The organism is Cohnella baijiui (assembly GCF_020731285.1).
Taxonomy (GTDB): domain Bacteria; phylum Bacillota; class Bacilli; order Paenibacillales; family Paenibacillaceae; genus Cohnella.
This window is the reverse complement of sequence record NZ_JAJFOW010000042.1, coordinates 25039-44867: the sequence shown is the minus strand read 5'-3', so window position 1 is coordinate 44867 and position 19829 is coordinate 25039. Positions and strand designations below refer to the sequence as shown.

The 19829-nt window shown below is 58.9% G+C and carries 18 protein-coding genes and 1 other annotated feature; all 18 genes read left to right on the top strand.

Annotated elements, in window-relative coordinates:
- Positions 1-72: 72 nt before the first annotated feature.
- The 18 genes from rpmG to rpsJ all read left to right on the top strand — a co-directional run bounded on the left by rpmG (position 73) and on the right by rpsJ (position 19806).
- Positions 73-222, top strand: coding sequence for a 50S ribosomal protein L33 (gene rpmG, locus LKX83_RS26665; protein ID WP_185672893.1), 150 nt, complete (start codon positions 73-75; stop codon positions 220-222).
- 20 nt (positions 223-242) lie between these two features.
- A complete protein-coding gene (gene secE, locus LKX83_RS26660) occupies positions 243-452 on the top strand; it encodes a preprotein translocase subunit SecE (RefSeq protein WP_227885883.1) in 210 nt (69 codons plus the stop codon).
- A 26-nt stretch (positions 453-478) separates the two neighbouring features.
- Positions 479-1012 (top strand): transcription termination/antitermination protein NusG, encoded by a 534-nt coding sequence (gene nusG / locus LKX83_RS26655; RefSeq protein WP_185672895.1) that lies wholly within the window; start codon positions 479-481, stop codon positions 1010-1012.
- 148 nt (positions 1013-1160) lie between these two features.
- The gene (rplK, locus tag LKX83_RS26650) at positions 1161-1586 is read left to right on the top strand and encodes a 50S ribosomal protein L11 (RefSeq protein WP_227885882.1); all 426 of its coding nucleotides are present in this window, start codon (positions 1161-1163) and stop codon (positions 1584-1586) included.
- A 105-nt stretch (positions 1587-1691) separates the two neighbouring features.
- Positions 1692-2387 carry a 50S ribosomal protein L1 gene (gene rplA, locus LKX83_RS26645; RefSeq protein ID WP_227885881.1) on the top strand — a complete coding sequence of 232 codons (696 nt, stop codon included), beginning with the start codon at positions 1692-1694 and terminating at the stop codon, positions 2385-2387.
- A 53-nt stretch (positions 2388-2440) separates the two neighbouring features.
- Positions 2441-2604 (top strand) — a sequence feature (ribosomal protein L10 leader region).
- 53 nt (positions 2605-2657) lie between these two features.
- A complete protein-coding gene (rplJ, locus tag LKX83_RS26640) occupies positions 2658-3161 on the top strand; it encodes a 50S ribosomal protein L10 (protein WP_227885880.1) in 504 nt (167 codons plus the stop codon).
- A gap of 74 nt (positions 3162-3235) precedes the next feature.
- Entirely contained in the window at positions 3236-3598 is a 363-nt protein-coding gene (gene rplL / locus LKX83_RS26635) for a 50S ribosomal protein L7/L12 (protein ID WP_227885879.1), read from the top strand.
- A gap of 141 nt (positions 3599-3739) precedes the next feature.
- The gene (locus LKX83_RS26630) at positions 3740-4345 is read left to right on the top strand and encodes a class I SAM-dependent methyltransferase (RefSeq protein WP_227885878.1); all 606 of its coding nucleotides are present in this window, start codon (positions 3740-3742) and stop codon (positions 4343-4345) included.
- Positions 4346-4695: 350 nt separating this feature from the next.
- Positions 4696-8244, top strand: a complete 3549-nt coding sequence (gene rpoB / locus LKX83_RS26625; RefSeq protein WP_227885877.1) for a DNA-directed RNA polymerase subunit beta — start codon at positions 4696-4698, stop codon at positions 8242-8244.
- 157 nt (positions 8245-8401) lie between these two features.
- Positions 8402-11992, top strand: a complete 3591-nt coding sequence (gene rpoC, locus LKX83_RS26620; RefSeq protein WP_227885892.1) for a DNA-directed RNA polymerase subunit beta' — start codon at positions 8402-8404, stop codon at positions 11990-11992.
- Positions 11993-12501: 509 nt separating this feature from the next.
- On the top strand, positions 12502-13374 hold the full coding sequence (locus LKX83_RS26615; RefSeq protein WP_227885876.1) for an ATP-binding cassette domain-containing protein: 873 nt from the start codon (positions 12502-12504) through the stop codon (positions 13372-13374).
- Positions 13371-14126 (top strand): hypothetical protein, encoded by a 756-nt coding sequence (locus LKX83_RS26610; RefSeq protein WP_227885875.1) that lies wholly within the window; start codon positions 13371-13373, stop codon positions 14124-14126. The genes LKX83_RS26615 and LKX83_RS26610 overlap by 4 nt, the downstream gene beginning before the upstream one ends.
- Before the next feature lie 47 nt (positions 14127-14173).
- On the top strand, positions 14174-14425 hold the full coding sequence (locus LKX83_RS26605) for a ribosomal L7Ae/L30e/S12e/Gadd45 family protein (protein ID WP_370639138.1): 252 nt from the start codon (positions 14174-14176) through the stop codon (positions 14423-14425).
- 159 nt (positions 14426-14584) lie between these two features.
- Complete coding sequence (gene rpsL / locus LKX83_RS26600) at positions 14585-15004, top strand: 30S ribosomal protein S12 (RefSeq protein ID WP_185672906.1); 420 nt, start codon at positions 14585-14587, stop codon at positions 15002-15004.
- 68 nt (positions 15005-15072) lie between these two features.
- The gene (gene rpsG / locus LKX83_RS26595; RefSeq protein ID WP_227885873.1) at positions 15073-15543 is read left to right on the top strand and encodes a 30S ribosomal protein S7; all 471 of its coding nucleotides are present in this window, start codon (positions 15073-15075) and stop codon (positions 15541-15543) included.
- A gap of 36 nt (positions 15544-15579) precedes the next feature.
- Complete coding sequence (fusA, locus tag LKX83_RS26590) at positions 15580-17655, top strand: elongation factor G (RefSeq protein ID WP_227885872.1); 2076 nt, start codon at positions 15580-15582, stop codon at positions 17653-17655.
- 110 nt (positions 17656-17765) lie between these two features.
- Positions 17766-18956 (top strand): elongation factor Tu, encoded by a 1191-nt coding sequence (tuf, locus tag LKX83_RS26585; RefSeq protein ID WP_227885871.1) that lies wholly within the window; start codon positions 17766-17768, stop codon positions 18954-18956.
- 541 nt (positions 18957-19497) lie between these two features.
- On the top strand, positions 19498-19806 hold the full coding sequence (rpsJ, locus tag LKX83_RS26580) for a 30S ribosomal protein S10 (protein WP_027092000.1): 309 nt from the start codon (positions 19498-19500) through the stop codon (positions 19804-19806).
- Positions 19807-19829 lie beyond the last annotated feature (23 nt).

The following is a 19829-nucleotide window of genomic DNA, read 5'->3' as shown; positions in this document are numbered from 1 at the left end:
GACGGCGGGATCGGATGAGCCCGGGTTCAATTTCTTTTTGCAAGATCTAGCACAGCCCGGGAGGTGTTACAGATGCGGGTAATCATCACGCTCGCTTGCACGAGCTGCAAGCAACGGAATTACGCGACGACGAAGAACAAGCGTACGCACTCCGATCGCATCGAACTGAAAAAGTTCTGCAAATTCTGCAATGAGCATACGCCTCATCGCGAAACGCGCTAAGCTCTAGGAGGTTTTGGAACGTGACTTTCCTGGCCAAAATGAAACAGAGCTTTGGGTCCTTTTTTACGTTCTTTGCCGATAGTTGGGCCGAATTGAAGAAAGTCCGTTGGCCGAAGCGGAAAGAGCTGATCAGCTATACGATCGTCGTTATCGTAACCGTCGTTCTGATCACGATCTACTTCTGGGTACTGGACGTCATCATTTCGCGTCTTGTCGACCTCGTCATTTAACGCGGGAACCAAAGGTGGCTTTTCCCATGGAGAAAAGATGGTATGTCGTGCACACGTACTCCGGGTATGAGAACAAGGTGAAAACCAACCTGGAGAAACGGGTGGAGTCGATGGGCATGCAGGACAAGATCTTCCGTGTCCTCGTCCCAATGGAAGAAGAGATCGTCAACAAAGACGGCAAGAAGAAGACGGTGATGCGCAAGGTGTATCCCGGCTACGTGCTCGTCGAGATGATTCAGACGGACGATTCTTGGTACGTGGTGCGCAACACGCCCGGCGTCACCGGGTTTGTCGGTTCCACGGGCTCCGGATCGAAGCCGACGGCCTTGCTGCCCGACGAAGTGGAGCAGATTCTGCGCCACATGGGCATGGAAGAGCCGAAGCCGGTCATCGATTTCGAGCTCAAGGAAAACGTCCGCGTCAAGGTCGGGCCTTTCGCCAATTTTGTCGGGTCGGTCGAAGAGATCCTGCACGACAAGAGCAAGCTGAAGGTCCACGTCAACATGTTTGGCAGGGAAACCCCGCTCGAGTTGGACTACACTCAAGTGGAAAAGATATAATATCTTGCGGTTCATCTGGTCTTCGGTACATAGCCGGGCCTGCATGAGTCAACGGCGCGCCGCTCGCGGCCGCTGGGGTTTCTGAAAGGAAAGAGCGGGAGGAACGAAAGTTCCGTCATACCGCATTTTGGTCAAGGAGGTGTGCATCATGGCAAAAAAAGTCATTAAGCTGGTTAAACTGCAAGTCCCGGCCGGCAAAGCGAACCCGGCTCCGCCGATCGGTCCTGCCCTGGGTCAAGCAGGCGTCAACATCATGGCTTTCTGTAAAGAGTTTAACGCGCGTACGGCTGACCAAGCAGGCTTGATCATCCCTGTCGTCATCACCGTATTCGAGGACCGTTCCTTTACGTTCGAGACGAAGACCCCGCCTGCGGCCGTCCTTCTGCGCGTCGCTGCCGGCATCCAAAAGGGCTCCGGAGAACCGAACAAGAAGAAAGTCGCTACCGTCAAACGGGCTAAAGTTCGCGAGATCGCCGAGCAAAAAATGCAAGATCTCAACGCGGCTTCCGTTGAAGCGGCTATGCGTATGGTCGAAGGCACCGCCCGCAGCATGGGCGTTGTGATCGAAGACTAATTCCGCCCCGTCCCCGGACAGGCGGTTCGCGCCGTTCGCCGTTAGATCGGCGGACGCGCATGTGGGAGGAGACTTCCGTTAACACCACACAAGGAGGAGAACAACATGGCAAAGCACGGCAAGAAATACGCAGAAGCCGCTAAGCTGATCGACCGTGACGCGACTTACGAGTCGCTCGAAGCGATCGAGCTGGTGAAGAAAGCAGCCACCGCGAAGTTCGACGAATCCGTCGAAGTCGCCGTCCGTCTCGGCGTCGACCCGAGAAAGCAAGACCAAAACGTTCGCGGCGTCGTCGTCCTGCCTCACGGCACGGGTAAGACGAAGCGCGTACTCGTATTCGCCAAGGGTGACAAGCTCAAGGAAGCGGAAGCCGCTGGCGCGGACTACGTAGGCGATACCGATCTCATCAACAAGATCCAGCAGGGCTGGTTCGAGTTCGACGTCTGCGTCGCAACGCCGGACATGATGAGCGAAGTAGGTAAGCTCGGTCGGATTCTCGGCGGTAAGGGCCTCATGCCTAACCCGAAAGCCGGCACGGTAACGAACGACGTTACCAAAGCTGTGCAAGAGATCAAAGCCGGTAAGATCGAATACCGTCTGGACAAAGCCGGACAAATTCATGCGCCGATCGGCAAAGTCTCGTTCGACGCTGACAAGCTGAACGAGAACCTGAAAGCGCTGGTCGATGCATTGAACCGCGCGAAGCCGGCGGCTGCCAAGGGCGTTTACCTGAAGAACATCTCGATTTCTTCGACGATGGGACCGGGCGCTCGCCTGAACGCTGCGTCTTACCGTCAATAATCGCAGGCAAATTCTGCGGCATTGACAGGCTTGGACCGAACGTGGTAATCTTTCAAAGTTGAATATCGATACCGTAGACCGTAGGTGCCGCAAGGCTTAATTTCCTACCGAGGTGTGTGCATATATTCGAATGGTGCGTCGCTGTTTCAGCGCGTTACGATCGATAGATGATCACGTCATGCCTCCGCGAGTCTGCGGAGGCATTTCTTATGCCTCCGCGGCCGGGGAAGCTCCGGATACGGTTGGATCACGAACCAGGAGGTGTACGAAATGGCAAATGCGAAAATCATCGCAGCGAAGCAAGAAGAAGTGAACGTGATCGCGGCGAAGCTGCGCGAGAGCGCGAGCACCGTCGTGGCCGACTACCGCGGCTTGAACGTCGCGCAAGTGACCGAGCTTCGGAAGCAGCTTCGCGAAGCCGGCATCGAGTTCCAAGTTCTGAAGAACTCGCTCGTCAGCCGCGCTGCCGCTAACGTGGAACTGAGCGAACTCGACTCCGTTCTGACGGGACCGACGGCCGTAGCATTCAGCCAAACGGACGTCGTTGCCGCCGCGAAGATCCTGAACGACTTCGCGAAGAAGAACGACGCCCTGCAGCTGAAAGGCGGCGTTGTCGAAGGCCGTTTCATCGATGCGGCTCAAGTCAAAGCGCTGGCGGACCTGCCTTCCCGCGAAGGCCTGCTGTCCATGCTGCTTAGCGTCCTTCAAGCTCCGATCCGCAACTTCGCGCTCGCTGTCAAAGCGGTCGCCGAGAAGAACGAAGCAAGCGCGTAAGGCTTGCGCCTGATCGCGATCACGCACGTCGCAAGGCCAACACCTATTCAATCCAAATCAATGGAGGTACTACCATGAGCAAAGAGCAAATCTTGGAAGCCATCAAAGGCATGAGCGTCCTCGAACTGAACGATCTGGTTAAAGCAATCGAAGAAGAATTCGGCGTAACCGCAGCTGCTCCTGTTGCTGTCGTCGCTGGCGGCGGCGCTGCAGAAGTTGCCGAGCAATCCGAATTCGACGTTGTCCTGATTGACGCTGGCGCGTCCAAGATCAACGTCATCAAAGTCGTTCGCGAAATCACGGGTCTCGGCCTGAAAGAAGCGAAAGACGTTGTCGACAACGCTCCGAAAGCCATCAAGGAAAAAGTGGCTAAGGAAGAAGCCGAAGCTGTCAAAGCGAAGCTCGAAGAAGCTGGCGCGAAAGTCGAAGTTAAGTAATCGAATTTACGATTCGATCCTAGACGAACCCCTTGAGGAAGCGATTCTTCGAGGGGTTCGTTCCTCGTTCGGAATCGAACGGTGTTTCCTCCCGGCATAGGGGGAAGAATAGGATGACAACGGTAGGATGGAGGAACGGAGATGACCGACCACTATTATACGGCGCGGCCGACGGTTCGCAGCGACAAGCGGACGATCGAGGCCGAGCTCCGCGGATTCCGGCTCCGGTTCGCCTCCGATTCGGGCGTGTTCTCGCGGGACGGGGTGGACTACGGCAGCCGCGTGCTCATCGGCATGATGGATATTCCGCCGGACGCCGCGGTACTGGATGTCGGATGCGGATATGGTCCGATCGGACTGACGGCAGCCCGCCTTGCGCCGCGAGGACATGTCACCATGCTCGACGTCAACGAAAGGGCAGTCGCGCTCAGCCGCGAAAACGCCGAACGGAACGGCATCGCCAACGTAACCGTGGAGACGAGCGATCTGTACGAAGCGGTCGCCGGCCGCCGATTCGACGTCATCCTGTCGAATCCGCCGATCCGCGCCGGCAAAGCCGTCGTGCACCGGATCCTGACGGACGCCAAGGACCATCTGCTCCCGGGCGGCTCGCTCTGGATCGTGATCCAGAACAAGCAAGGGGCGCCGAGCGCGCGGGCGAAGCTCGAAGAAACGTTCGGCGAAGATGCGGTGGAGGAGATCGGCAAAGACAAAGGGTATCGCATTTACCGCGCAAAATTGGTTTGACTTGATTTGGTGGATGTGGTATCATTGAAAAATGTCAGTATTAAGATGGGCTTATTGTCTTTAGTGAGCTAAAATGCCAAGCCCTAAATCTTCAGCGGGAATAAAAATACGTCTTCTGGCGTATAATGGGTTTGTTTTGGGTAAATGGGCCGGATATGTTGCCATTGTGCCGCCAAACGGCGCATAAGGGCTTTTCTTTATTTGCGTTCCGGCGCCATCTTAAACCCGCGGCCCAAGCCGCTTTTTCACGTGCGTTTACCCGCGGAACGGCTGCCTCTGCTAGTGCTGGAGAGAGGATCTCGTTCTCGCTTTCCATTAGCTTTGAAGTAGACTGAAGGGGTGAGGTAAAGTTGGCAGGACATCTTGTTCAGTACGGTCGCCGCACGCGACGCAGTTACGCCCGCATCCACGAGGTGTTGGACATTCCGAACCTGATCGAAATCCAGCAGCAATCGTACCAGAAGTTCCTGGACGACGGCTTGCGGGAGATTTTTCAGGACATTTCGCCTATTCAGGACTTCACGGGCAACCTAGTGCTGGAGTTTGTAGATTATAGCCTGGGAGAGCCCAAGTATTCCGTCGACGAATCCAAGGAACGGGACGTCACGTTTGCGGCTCCGCTTCGCGTCAAAGTCCGGCTGCTCAACAAAGAGACCGGGGAAGTTAAGGAGCAAGAAGTGTTCATGGGCGACTTCCCGCTCATGACGGAGACCGGCACCTTTATCATCAACGGCGCCGAACGCGTCATCGTCAGCCAATTGGTCCGCTCGCCAAGCGTCTACTACAGCACCAAGGTCGACAAGAACGGCAAGAAGACTTACACAGCTACGGTTATTCCGAATCGCGGCGCCTGGCTCGAGCTCGAGACCGACGCCAAAGATATCATCTACGTGCGGATCGACCGGACCCGCAAGATTCCGGTAACGGTCCTGCTGCGCGCGTTGGGCTTCGGCACCGACGCGGAAATTCTGGATCTGCTCGGCCACGACGAGTTCATCCGCAATTCGCTGGAGAAGGACAACACCGACTCCACCGAAAAGGCGCTCATCGAAATCTACGAGCGTCTCCGTCCAGGCGAGCCGCCGACCCTGGAGAATGCCCGCAGCCTGTTGATCGCGCGTTTCTTCGATCCGAAGCGCTACGACCTGGCCAACGTCGGCCGCTACAAGATCAACAAGAAGCTTCATATCAAGAACCGCCTCTTCAATCAGCGTCTGGCGGAGCCTCTCGTCGATCCGTCGACGGGCGAGATCATCGCGGAGACGGGCCAAGTCATTGACCGCCGCCTCCTGGATCAGCTTCTGCCTAGCCTGGAGACGAACGTAGGCTTCAAGAACTTCCGCGTAACCGGCGGCGTGAACGAAGCCGAAGACATTCCGCTGCAAAGCATCAGCGTTTACTCTCCCGTAGAGGACGGCAAAGTGGTGAAGGTGATCGCCAACGGCATCATCGACAAGTCGGTGAAGCATATCACGCCGGCGGATATCATCTCCTCCATCAACTACTTCATCAACCTGCTGCACGGCATCGGCAGCACGGACGATATCGACCATCTGGGCAACCGGCGCCTGCGTTCGGTCGGCGAGCTGCTGCAGAACCAGTTCCGCATCGGCTTGTCCCGGATGGAGCGCGTCGTGCGCGAGCGTATGTCCATTCAGGACCAGAACGCGATCACGCCGCAGGCGCTCATCAACATCCGTCCGGTCATCGCGGCGATCAAGGAGTTCTTCGGTTCGTCCCAGCTGTCGCAGTTTATGGACCAGACGAACCCGCTTGCCGAACTTACGCACAAGCGCCGTCTGTCCGCGCTCGGTCCGGGCGGTCTGACGCGGGAGCGCGCGGGCTTCGAAGTCCGCGACGTCCATCCGTCCCACTACGGCCGGATGTGCCCGATCGAGACGCCTGAAGGTCCGAACATCGGCCTGATCAACTCGCTGTCGACGTTCGCGCGGATCAACGAGTACGGCTTCATCGAGGCGCCGTACCGCAAGGTCGATCATAGCACGGGCCTCGTCACCGAAGAGATCGTCTATATGACGGCCGATGAGGAAGACAACTATATCATCGCGCAAGCGAACGCGGAGCTGACCGAGGAAGGCAAGTTCGCCGAAGAGACGGTTATCGTCCGTTACAACAAGTCGCATTCCGACAACATCCTGACCGTGTCCAGCGACCGCGTCGACTACATGGACGTCTCGCCGAAGCAGGTCGTATCCGTGGCTACCGCGATGATCCCGTTCCTCGAGAACGACGACTCCAACCGCGCGCTCATGGGATCGAACATGCAGCGGCAGGCCGTTCCGCTTCTCGTGCCGGACGCGCCGCTCGTCGGCACGGGCATGGAGCACAAGTCGGCCAAGGATTCCGGCGTCTGCATCGTCTCCAAGTACGACGGCGTCATCGAGCGCGTCTCCGCGAACGAGATCTGGCTCCGCCGCATCGAGACGATCGACGGCAAGGAAGTCAAGGGCGACGTGGTCAAGTACAAGCTGCAGAAGTTCATGCGGTCCAACCAAGGGACCTGCATCAACCAGCGTCCGATCTGCCGCAAAGGCGAGATCGTGAAGAAGGGCGACATTCTCGCCGACGGTCCGTCCACGGATAACGGCGAATTGGCGCTCGGCCGCAACGTTGTCGTTGCGTTCATGACCTGGGAAGGCTACAACTACGAGGATGCGATCCTCCTCTCCGAGAAATTGGTGCGGGAAGACGTCTATACCTCGATTCATATCGAAGAATACGAGTCCGAAGCGCGCGACACGAAGCTCGGACCGGAAGAAATCACCCGCGACATCCCGAACGTCGGCGAAGACGCGCTCCGCAACCTCGACGAGCGCGGCATTATCCGCGTCGGCGCGGAAATCGGCGCGGGCGACATCCTCGTCGGCAAAGTTACGCCGAAGGGCGTCACCGAGCTGACCGCGGAAGAGCGGCTGCTGCACGCGATCTTCGGCGAGAAGGCGCGCGAAGTGCGCGACACCTCGCTGCGCGTCCCTCACGGCACCGACGGCATCGTCGTCGACGTGAAGGTGTTCACCCGCGAAAACGGCGACGAGCTGCCGCCGGGCGTCAACCAGCTGGTGCGCGTCTACATCGCGCAGAAGCGGAAGATCTCCGAAGGCGACAAGATGGCGGGCCGCCACGGCAACAAAGGGGTTATCGCCCGCATCCTGCCGGAAGAAGACATGCCGTTCCTGCCGGACGGCACGCCGGTCCAGGTCGTTCTGAACCCGCTGGGCGTACCGTCCCGGATGAACATCGGACAGGTGCTGGAAGTCCACCTCGGCATGGCTTGCCGCTACCTGGGCATCCGCGCGGCGACGCCGGTCTTCGACGGCGCGAACGAGTACGACGTCTTCGACACGATGGAAGAAGCCGGCATGCAGCGCAACGGCAAGACGAGACTGTTCGACGGCCGCACGGGTGAACCGTTCGAGCGTGAAGTCACCGTCGGCGTCATGTACATGATCAAGCTCGCGCACATGGTCGACGACAAGATCCATGCGCGCTCCACCGGTCCGTACTCGCTCGTTACGCAGCAGCCGTTGGGCGGTAAAGCCCAGTTCGGCGGCCAGCGCTTCGGGGAGATGGAAGTGTGGGCGCTGGAAGCCTACGGCGCCGCTTATACCTTGCAAGAAATCCTCACCGTCAAGTCCGACGATGTCGTCGGCCGCGTGAAGACGTACGAATCGATCGTCAAAGGCGAGAACGTGCCTGAACCGGGCGTGCCGGAATCGTTCAAGGTTCTGATCAAGGAATTGCAGAGCCTTGGCATGGACGTGAAGATTCTGTCGGGCGACGAGCAAGAGATCGAAATGAAAGAAATCGACGACGAGGACGATACCGCGGGCGACAAGTTGAACTTGAACCTGGAAGGCTCCGAAGTCGGCGTCGAGTAAAGTGCGATAATCCGCCCGCAGGCAAGCTGCTAGCCTAGCAGCTTGCCGTGCGTCGGCGGAGGTGCGGTTCATGGAGGCCGTCGTCGTCCCGTAACGAAATCCGCAGCAACGATGAAGGAGGGCTTGCTCCTTGTTAGACGTCAACAATTTCGAGTTTATGAAGATCGGATTGGCTTCCCCGGATAAGATCCGTTCCTGGTCGAGAGGCGAAGTCAAAAAGCCTGAGACGATCAACTATCGCACGCTGAAGCCGGAGAAAGAAGGCTTGTTCTGCGAGAAAATTTTCGGGCCGACCAAGGACTGGGAATGCCATTGCGGCAAATATAAACGCGTTCGCTACAAAGGCGTCGTGTGCGATCGCTGCGGCGTCGAAGTGACCCGCGCGAAAGTGCGCCGCGAGCGCATGGGCCATATCGAACTGGCCGCTCCCGTTTCGCATATTTGGTACTTCAAAGGCATTCCGAGCCGGATGGGCCTCGCCCTCGACATGTCTCCGCGTTCGCTCGAAGAGATCATCTACTTCGCATCCTACGTGGTGACGGATCCGGGCGACACGCCGCTCGAGAAGAAGCAGCTGCTGTCCGAGAAGGAATACCGCAGCTACCGCGAGAAATACGGCTATGCTTTCCAAGCCGGCATGGGCGCGGAAGCCGTGAAGAAGCTGCTGCAGGACATCGACCTCGACCGCGAGCTCGAAATGCTCAAGGAAGAGCTGCGCACGGCCCAAGGCCAGCGCCGCAACCGCGCGATCAAGCGGCTGGAAGTCATCGAGTCGTTCCGCAACTCCGGCAACCTGCCGGACTGGATGATTCTCGACGTGCTGCCGGTCATCCCGCCGGAACTGCGTCCGATGGTTCAGCTCGACGGCGGCCGCTTCGCGACCTCCGACCTGAACGACCTGTACCGCCGCGTCATCAACCGGAACAACCGACTGAAGCGTCTGCTCGATCTGGGCGCGCCGGACATCATCGTACAGAACGAAAAGCGGATGCTCCAGGAAGCCGTCGACGCCCTGATCGACAACGGCCGCCGCGGCCGCCCGGTCACGGGTCCCGGCAACCGTCCGCTCAAGTCCCTGAGCCACATGCTCAAAGGGAAGCAAGGCCGTTTCCGCCAGAACCTGCTCGGCAAACGCGTCGACTACTCCGGCCGTTCCGTTATCGTCGTCGGGCCAAGCCTGAAGATGTATCAATGCGGTCTGCCGAAGGAAATGGCCCTCGAGCTGTTCAAGCCGTTCGTGATGAAGGAACTGGTCCTCAAGGGCCAAGCTCACAACATCAAGAGCGCGAAGCGCAAAGTCGAACGCGTCAGCCCGGAAGTTTGGGACGTGCTCGAGGAAGTCATCAAGGAGCATCCGGTGCTGCTGAACCGCGCGCCGACGCTTCACCGTCTCGGCATCCAGGCGTTCGAGCCGATCCTGGTCGAAGGCCGCGCCATCAAGCTTCACCCGCTCGTCTGTACGGCGTACAATGCCGACTTCGACGGCGACCAGATGGCCGTCCACGTGCCGCTGTCGGCCGAAGCCCAGGCGGAAGCCCGCCTGCTCATGCTGGCATCGGGCAACATCCTGAACCCGAAAGACGGCAAGCCGGTCGTCACGCCGTCCCAGGACATGGTCCTCGGGTGCTACTACCTGACCATGGACAACAAGGACGCGCCGGGTGCCGGCATGCGTCTGTCCGAAGTGAACGAAGCGGTGTCCGCGTACCAGCGCGGCGCGGCCGATCTTCATGCGCGCGTCGTCATTCCGGTGAAGGCGCTGAACAAGAAGACGTTCACGGAGAAGCAGCAAGGCGCGCTGCTCGTGACGACGATCGGCAAGATCATCTTCAACGAGATCTTCCCGGATACGTTCCCGTATATCAACGAGGCGACCAAAGACAACCTCTTGAAGGGAACGCCGGAGAAGTACTTCATCTACGACAAGGGCGCAGACCTCGACAAGATCATGCAAGAGATCCCGACGCCTGGCGCGGTAGGCAAGGAGTATCTCGGCCATATCATCGGCGAGTGCTTCCGCATCTACCACACGATGAAGACGTCGGTCATCCTTGACGATATCAAGCAGCTCGGCTTCACGTACTCGACGCGCGCGGGCATCACCGTCGCCGTCGCGGACGTCACCGTGCCGCAAGAGAAGTTCGACATCCTGAAGAAGTCCGACGAGAGCGTCAAGGTCATCTCGACGCAATATCGCCGCGGCTTGATCACGGACGAAGAACGGTACGACCGCGTCATCGACATCTGGTCGAAGACGAAGGACGAGATCACCGAAGTCCTCATGAAGTCGATGGACCGCTACAACTCCATCATGCTCATGGTCGACTCCAAAGCGCGGGGCAACAAATCGCAGATCACGCAGCTCGGCGGGATGCGGGGCCTGATGGCGACGCCGTCGGGACGAATCTTCGAATTGCCGATCAAATCGAACTTCCGCGAAGGCCTGACGGTACTCGAGTACTTCATCTCCACCCACGGCGCGCGGAAAGGTCTGGCCGATACGGCGCTTCGTACCGCCGACTCGGGTTACCTGACCCGCCGTCTCGTCGACGTCGCCCAAGACGTTATCGTCCGCGAGGAAGATTGCGGTACCGATAAGGGGATCATCGTAAGCCGGATCGAGGACGGCAAGGAAGTCATCGAGGATCTGTTCGACCGAATCGAAGGCCGGTACGCTTACGAGACGGTTCGTCATCCGGAAACGAACGAGTTCATCGTCGGTCGCAACGACCTGATCGACACGCTGAAGGCCGAAGAGCTGATCAAAGCCGGGGTAGAGCGGATCCAGATCCGTTCGGTCCTCAGCTGCCGCGCCCGTCACGGCGTGTGCAAAATGTGCTACGGCCGCAACCTGGCAACCGGCAAAAAAGTCGAAATCGGCGAAGCGGTCGGCATCATCGCCGCCCAATCGATCGGCGAGCCGGGTACCCAGCTGACGATGCGTACGTTCCACACCGGCGGCGTCGCCGGAGACGACATCACCCAAGGTCTCCCGCGGATCCAGGAGCTCTTCGAAGCCCGGAACCCGAAAGGCCAGGCGGTCATCTCCGAAATCGACGGCGTCGTCAAGGAAATCCGCGAGACGAAGGACCGCCGCGAGATCGAAGTGCAGGGCGATGCCGAAACCAAGGTATACGCCGTCAGCTACGGCTCCCGCATCCGCGTCTACGAAGGGCTGCATATCGAAGCCGGCGACGAACTGACCGACGGCTCGATCGACCCGAAGGAAATGCTGCGCATCAAAGGCGTCCGCGGCGTGCAGAACTATATCCTCCAGGAAGTTCAGCGCGTTTACCGGAACCAAGGCGTAGAAATCAACGACAAACACGTCGAAGTCATGATCAAGCAGATGCTTCGCAAAATCCGGATCGTCGATCCGGGCGACACGACGCTGCTGCCGGGCTCTTTCGTCGACGTGCACGAATACGAAGCGGCCAACCGCGAAGCGATCTTCGCAGGCAAAGAGCCTGCCGTCGCCCGTCCGGTGCTGCTCGGGATTACGAAGGCTTCGCTCGAGACCGACTCCTTCCTGTCGGCGGCGTCCTTCCAAGAGACGACCCGCGTGTTGACCGACGCCGCGATCAAGGGCAAAGTCGACCGCCTGCTCGGCCTCAAGGAGAACGTCATTATCGGGAAGCTCATCCCGGCGGGCACGGGGATGTCGCGCTACCGCAACATCCGCGTCGTGAACCCGCTCGACGAGTCCGAGGACGAAGCGGCCGATCTCGAAGCCGTAACGGTCGAGTAATCGCATAGCGCATGGATTGAAGGGCGGTCCTCCGGGACCGCCTTTTTTGCGCGGGGCGGACCGGGGGTTTCCCGCATCGGGCCAAGTAGAGGCGAATCGGCGGAATCCTATGCACATGTGCGTAAATGGAGCGCTGAACCACGCGTATCCACAGGCGTTTGGCGGGCAAATAGGTCGAAGCTTGTGGGCAACCCGCCCTCGGGGGCGCTGCGGGTCTCCTTCATGCACAACCTACGCACACGGCGGGGATAAAGCGGTGGACAGAAGGGGAAGCGAAGACGCTCGGCATCCACAAGACGGGGATAACACGGAAAATCGAGGGGACACGAAGACACGGAGCACGGAGTATCCACCCGGTGCGGATAACGAGGCAGACACGGCGATTAGCGGAGACGCGTTAAAACCGCAGCATCCGATTCTTGTTTCGGCGAGAAAAAGGAAACTTTTGACGCCATCATCGGTATCAGATAGGGAGGCGGTACAAACCTGGCGGTTAAGGTGATGAAACGATGACGGAAAAGCATTTGGTGACGTTAACGAACGCAACGAAGCGATATAGCGGAAGAAACGTGTTGGACAAGGTCGACCTTGATCTGTCAAAGGGAGAAACGACGGTGCTGACAGGCCCGAACGGCTCGGGCAAAAGCACGCTGCTGCGCGCGATCGGCGGGCTGACGGCGCTGACGTCCGGCAGCCGCGAGACGCGTCCTGCGCGAGGAAGTCGCCTCGAGGTCGGCTACGCGCCGGACCATCTGCCCAAGCTGAAGCTGACGGGCCGGGAATATCTCGGCCATATGGCCGCCATCGGAGGAATGGAGCCGCGCGCCGCGCGGGAGAGGATTGAGACGCTGCTCGCCCGGATGAAGCTGCCGGCCGGCAGCGAACGGCTCCGCATGCACGACTACTCCAAAGGCATGCTGCAGAAGATCAACCTGCTGCAGGCCATGCTGCGCGAGCCGGAGCTCCTGCTCCTGGACGAGCCTTTGGGCGGGCTGGACGGAGAGGCGAAGGCCGAATGCGAACGTGTGCTGGAGGAGATGCGGCAGTCGGGAGCGACGATCGTGCTGGCCAGCCACGAGCCGGTCTGGAGCGAAAAGCTGGCGGATCGCCGGCTGGCGATCGCGAACGGCCGAATCGTGCGGGAGGAGCGGTTCGCGCCGCAAGTGCGCGTACGCTGGCGGCTTGTTCAGTGCGCCCTGCCGGCAGGTGGAGCCCTGCCTTCGTACGGCGAGCCGGAGGGCGTGATGAATAGCCGGGAAGAGCGCGGGCAAATGCGCTATTGGGTGGACGAAGACCGGAGCGATGCGCTCCTGCAGGCGCTGCTGTCCGCGGGCGCGTCGATTCTGGCGGTCCGCTCCGGGGAAGGAGAGACGGAGGAATGATGCTGCCGCTGATTCGCTATCTGCTCGTTTCCTACGGCCGATCCTATCGCTATTTGGCGCCGCTGCTCGTCTTTGTCGGCGCGATCGGCTTCGTCTACAGCATCGTGCCCAATCCGGTCATGGAGAGCTATGCTTTCACCTCCACGCTGCTGTTCGTCGTCTCCGCTTGGCTGGCCTTCGGCTTCGTCGACGCCGAGCCGATCGTTCAGCAGCGCGTGACGGTGCTGCATGCGCGCGGGACCCGGGTCTACTATGCCGCCAAGCTAGTGACGATCGGCGGCATCGGATGGCTGCTCGGCCTGCTGGCTACGCTCTACCCGGCGCTGCTGCACAAGTTCGACCGGACGCCGACGTTTCCGGAGCTGGGGACGGCCTTCCTGGCCCATGCGGCGCTGGCCGCGCTCGGCATCGGATGCGCCGTCTTTTTCACGGAGAAAAGCGTCCCGTCCCGGCCGTACGCGCTGGCTGGACTTGCGATCGTCCTGACGGTCTCGATCGCCGGCCAGGGGCTGGCCCAGGCGCTGCCGGACGCCGTCCGACCCGCTGTCTGGCTTGTGCCGCCGGCGTTTCGCGTCATGGACGTTCTGGTCCGCTACGAGGCGCTGCCGGGGTGGCGGATCGCCCTGACCCTGCTCTTCGCCGCGGTCTACGCGGCGGCGCTCGTGGCGCTGTTCGTCGCTCTCATGAACCGCAAGAAATTCTATCCCGGACGATCCTTGACAGTGCATCACCCAGGTGCTAATATATCCTAGTGTGTGCCCGACGTGCTGCATTTTATGCTTGCCGGAGGTGGATGTCCGTGGAACTTAAAGGACGTTTGCAGGAAGGCAACGTTAGAGTAGGCACCAAGCAGACGACCAAGATGGTAGAGCAAGGCAAAGCCTCTGTCGTCTATGTCGCGCAAGATGCAGATTCGCGCCTGATCGGCCGCATCACCCAGTTGTGCCAGCAGCGCGGCGTGGCGGTGACGCCCGTCGAGACGATGCGGGAATTGGGCAAGGCGTGCGGCATTGATGTAGGTACGGCGATGGCCGTGGTTGTAGAGGAATAGAGATCCGGGTCCGAGCCGTTCGCTTCTCTTTGGGGAGGCGAATCGGCAAGACCCTTTCGCGTTTCTCAAAATGAACCGCCTGGATCTGTGGGCTTCGCGCCACGGGAACCGGATGCCGTTATTTCATGCAGTTCGAATTCATGGGAAGGGGGTGGCAACATGCCAACAATCAACCAACTCGTACGTAAAGGTCGCGAACCCAAAGTGGTCAAATCGAAATCCCCTGCTCTGCAGAAGGGCTTCAACGCTTTGAAACGCGTCGAGACCGATCTGAGCGCCCCGCAAAAGCGCGGTGTCTGCACCCGTGTAGGCACGATGACGCCGAAAAAACCGAACTCTGCGCTTCGTAAGTACGCCCGCGTGCGTCTGACGAACAAAGTCGAGGTTACGGCTTACATCCCGGGTATCGGTCACAACCTGCAAGAGCACAGCGTCGTGCTGATCCGCGGCGGCCGGGTGAAGGACCTTCCGGGTGTCCGTTACCATATCGTCCGCGGCGCGCTCGATACCGCAGGCGTTAACAACCGCAAGCAAGCTCGTTCCAAGTACGGCACGAAGCGCGCGAAGGTGAAGAAATAAGAGATTTATTCGTCCGCCTAGGTATAGGCGCGGCTTAGCTCAACAAGAATGAGAAAGGAGGAATTTCGATGCCTCGTAAAGGACCAGTCGCGAAACGGGACGTTCTCCCGGATCCGGTATACAATAGCAAACTGGTAACTCGCCTCGTGAACCGCATCATGATCGACGGGAAGAAAGGCGTTGCGCAACAACTGTTGTACAATGCGTTCAACCTGATTCAAGAGCGTTCCGGCAAGGACCCGATGGAAGTATTCGAAGCGGCGATCAAGAACATCATGCCGGTGCTCGAAGTCAAAGCGCGTCGTGTAGGTGGTGCAAACTACCAAGTTCCGATCGAAGTGAAGCCGGAGCGTCGTACGTCTCTCGGCCTGCGCTGGCTCGTCAACTACTCCCGCAACCGCGGCGAGAAGACGATGGAAGAACGCCTCGCAGCAGAGATCATGGACGCCGCCAACAACACGGGTGCCGCCGTCAAGAAACGCGAAGACACGCACAAAATGGCGGAAGCCAACAAAGCGTTCGCCCACTACCGCTGGTAATCCCGCGGAGACACGGGAACGAAAGGAGACAAATGCATGGCTAGGGAGTTCTCCTTGCAAAATACGCGCAATATCGGCATCATGGCGCATATTGACGCGGGTAAGACGACGACCACGGAACGGATCTTGTTCTACACCGGCCGCCTCCACAAGATCGGCGAAGTGCACGAAGGCGCCGCTACGATGGACTGGATGGAACAAGAACAAGAGCGCGGCATCACGATCACGTCCGCCGCGACGACCGCTCAATGGAAGGGTCACCGCATCAATATTATCGACACTCCGGGTCACGTTGACTTTACGGTTGAGGTCGAGCGCTCCCTGCGCGTATTGGACGGGGCTGTCGGCGTATTCAGCGCCAAAGAAGGCGTAGAGCCGCAATCCGAGACGGTATGGCGCCAAGCGGATCGCTACGGCGTACCGCGGATCGCTTACGTCAACAAGATGGACATCATCGGCGCAGACTACCTGAACGTTGTCAATGACATGCGTTTGCGTCTGCAAGCCAATGCCGTCGCAATCCAACTGCCGATCGGCGCCGAGAACGGCTTCCTGGGCATGATCGACCTGATTGAGCGGGTTGCTTATGTCTACAAAGACGATCTGGGCAAAGAACCGGAAAAAGCAGAAATTCCGGCCGACCTGGCCGACCAAGCCGAAGCGCTGCGCCAGGAACTGGTCGAGAAGGTCGCCGAGCTTGACGACGACCTGATGGCGAAGTATCTTGAGGGTGAAGAGCTGACGATCCCCGAGATCAAGAAAGCTCTCCGCAAAGGCGTCTGCGAAGTGAAAATCTTCCCGGTCGTCTGCGGTTCCTCGTACCGCAACAAAGGCGTACAGCCGATGCTGGACGCGGTTGTCGACTACCTGCCGTCCCCTGTCGACGTTCCGGACATCAAGGGAACGCTCGAAGACGGCACGGAAACGACGCGCAAATCCGCTGACGATCAACCGTTCGCGGCGCTTGCGTTCAAGATCATGACGGACCCGTTCGTCGGTAAGCTGACGTTCTTCCGCGTATACTCCGGCGTACTGAACTCCGGCTCGTACGTCGTCAACGCGACGAAGAACAAGCGCGAGCGCATCGGCCGTATCCTGCAGATGCACGCGAACAGCCGTCAAGAGATCAACGTTGTCTATTCGGGCGATATCGCCGCTGCCGTCGGTCTCAAAGACACGACGACGGGCGACACGCTGTGCGACGAGAAGAACCCGGTTATCCTCGAATCGATGAACTTCCCGGAGCCGGTTATCCAACTTGCGGTCGAGCCGAAAACCAAAGCCGACCAAGACAAGATGGGTATCGCGCTTCAGAAGCTCTCCGAAGAGGATCCGACCTTCCGCGCGCATACGGACGAAGAGACGGGCCAGACGATCATCGCCGGTATGGGCGAGCTTCACCTGGAAATCCTCGTCGACCGCATGCTTCGCGAATTCAAAGTCGAAACGAACGTCGGCAAGCCGCAAGTCGCTTACCGCGAGACGTTCAAGCAATCGGCGAAGGTCGAAGGCAAGTTCGTTCGCCAGTCCGGCGGCCGCGGCCAATACGGCCACTGCTGGATCGAGTTCGAACCGCTCGAAGCGGGCTCCGGCTTCGTCTTCGAGAACAAGATCGTCGGCGGCGTCGTACCGCGCGAATACATCGCGCCGGTTCAAGCCGGTATCGAAGAGTCGATGAAAAATGGCGTTCTGGCCGGATTCCCGGTCGTCGACATCAAAGCCACCATCTTCGACGGTTCGTACCACGACGTCGACTCGAACGAAATGGCGTTTAAGATCGCCGGCTCCATGGCGCTCAAAGCAGCGAAGGACAAGTGCGCTCCGGTCCTGCTCGAGCCGATCATGAAAGTCGAAGTTACCGTACCGGAAGAGTACATGGGCGATGTTATGGGCATGCTCAGCTCCCGTCGCGGACGCATCGAAGGCAGCGACACCCGTCATGGGGCGCTGATCGTACGTGCGAAAGTGCCGCTGGCTGAAATGTTCGGCTACTCGACCGTTCTTCGCTCCGGCACGCAAGGCCGCGGGGTCTTCTCGATGGAGCTCTCGCACTACGAAGAAGTGCCGAAGTCGATCTCCGAAGAGATCGTCTCGAAGAGCAAAGGCGCTTAATTCGCAGGTTTGGATTCGGACGGGCCCGGGGCATGCCGCTGCGGCGGCAGCTCCCGCCCGCCAACCTATAAATTAAATCTCGTTCTACTTACAAGGAGGAGAAAAGATCCATGGCAAAGGCTAAATTCGAACGTAACAAACCGCACGTAAACATCGGTACGATCGGCCACGTCGACCACGGCAAAACGACGCTGACGGCTGCCATCACGACTGTTCTGTCCAAGAAATACGGCGGCGCTGCTGTCGCATTCGACCAAATCGACAAGGCTCCGGAAGAGCGCGAACGCGGGATCACGATCTCCACGGCTCACGTTGAATACGAAACGCCGAACCGTCACTATGCACACGTTGACTGCCCTGGACACGCCGACTATGTTAAAAACATGATCACCGGCGCTGCTCAAATGGACGGCGCGATCCTGGTTGTATCCGCTGCTGACGGCCCTATGCCGCAAACGCGCGAACACATCCTGCTCTCCCGCCAAGTAGGCGTTCCTTACATCGTCGTCTTCCTGAACAAGTGCGACATGGTTGAAGACGAAGAGCTGCTCGAGCTGGTAGAAATGGAAGTTCGCGACCTGCTGAACGAGTACGAGTTCCCGGGCGACGACACTCCGATCATCCGCGGCGCTGCTCGTGAAGCCCTGCAAAACCCGGACGGCCCTTGGGCTGACAAGATCGTCGAGCTGTTCGAGCAAGTCGACACCTACATCCCGACGCCGGAGCGCGACGTTTCCAAGCCGTTCCTGATGCCGGTCGAAGACGTGTTCACGATCACGGGCCGCGGTACGGTTGCTACCGGCCGCGTAGAGCGTGGTACGATCAAGATCTCCGACGAAATCGAGATCATCGGTCTGCACGAAGAAACTCGCAAATCCGTCGTTACGGGCGTTGAAATGTTCCGTAAGCTGCTTGACTCCGCTCAAGCGGGCGACAACATCGGCGCGCTGCTTCGCGGCGTTGACCGTAAAGACATCGAGCGTGGACAAGTTTTGGCGAAGCCGGGTTCGGTTAAGCCGCACACGAACTTCACCGCTCAAATCTACGTCCTGACCAAAGAAGAAGGCGGCCGTCATAAGCCTTTCTTCACGGGCTACCGTCCGCAGTTCTACTTCCGGACGACGGACGTTACGGGCATCATCAACCTGCCGGAAGGCACGGAAATGGTTATGCCTGGCGACAACATCACCGTTACCGTCGAACTGATCGCTCCGATCGCTGTTGAAGAAGGTACTCGCTTCTCCATCCGCGAAGGCGGCCGTACGGTTGGCGCCGGCGCTGTTGCTACCATCCAAAAGTAATTCGGCCTTTGGCCAAACGAAATCCCGTACCGGTTCGCCGGTACGGGATTTTTTTGCTTTTGGCGCGACCTGTTTACCAAGGAAGTCAACGAGTGGATCAGGCTAACGCGAAAAAGCAATCGCGCAGCATCTTCGCGAGCTGGCCGCATAAAAGAGCGCAATAGAGACGAACGAAACAAAGGAAAGCGGCAAGCCGTTCTCCGCTAGCCGGTCCGCGGCCGGATGGCGGAGTGCGGCTCCTTTTGCGAATCGGGAGCGGGCCGGTTACTGTATAGCATGCCTTATATAATAGAAGATACTCGCTCCGCAAACGGTCGGTTGGACGACTGAAAATCCGTTTGAAAACAAGTGCAAAAATTTGTTGCATTGGCCTAGACGAATCGCTATAATAGTGAATGTTGGTCTGTGACTGTGCGATGATGCGAGAGGTTGCCGACACACCCGGCCCCTTTGCCATAGAGAGGCAGCAGGGTTGTAAGTCGGGGTATTCTCGCGGAGTATGTCCGATTCCAAAATTGGACGAATGAAGGAGGGAATCACTATGGCAAAGCAAAAAATCCGTATCCGCCTGAAAGCCTACGATCACCGTATCCTGGATCAATCCGCGGAGAAAATCGTAGAGACGGCTAAACGTACGGGTGCTGGCGTATCGGGTCCGATCCCGCTGCCGACCGAAAAGCAGGTCATCACGATCCTGCGCGCGGTTCACAAGTACAAAGACTCGCGCGAACAATTCGAAATGCGCACGCACAAGCGCTTGATTGACATCGTCAATCCGACGCCGCAAACGGTCGATGCGCTGATGCGTTTGGACCTGCCGTCCGGCGTGGACATCGAAATCAAGCTTTAATACGCAATATCCACATGTGAATA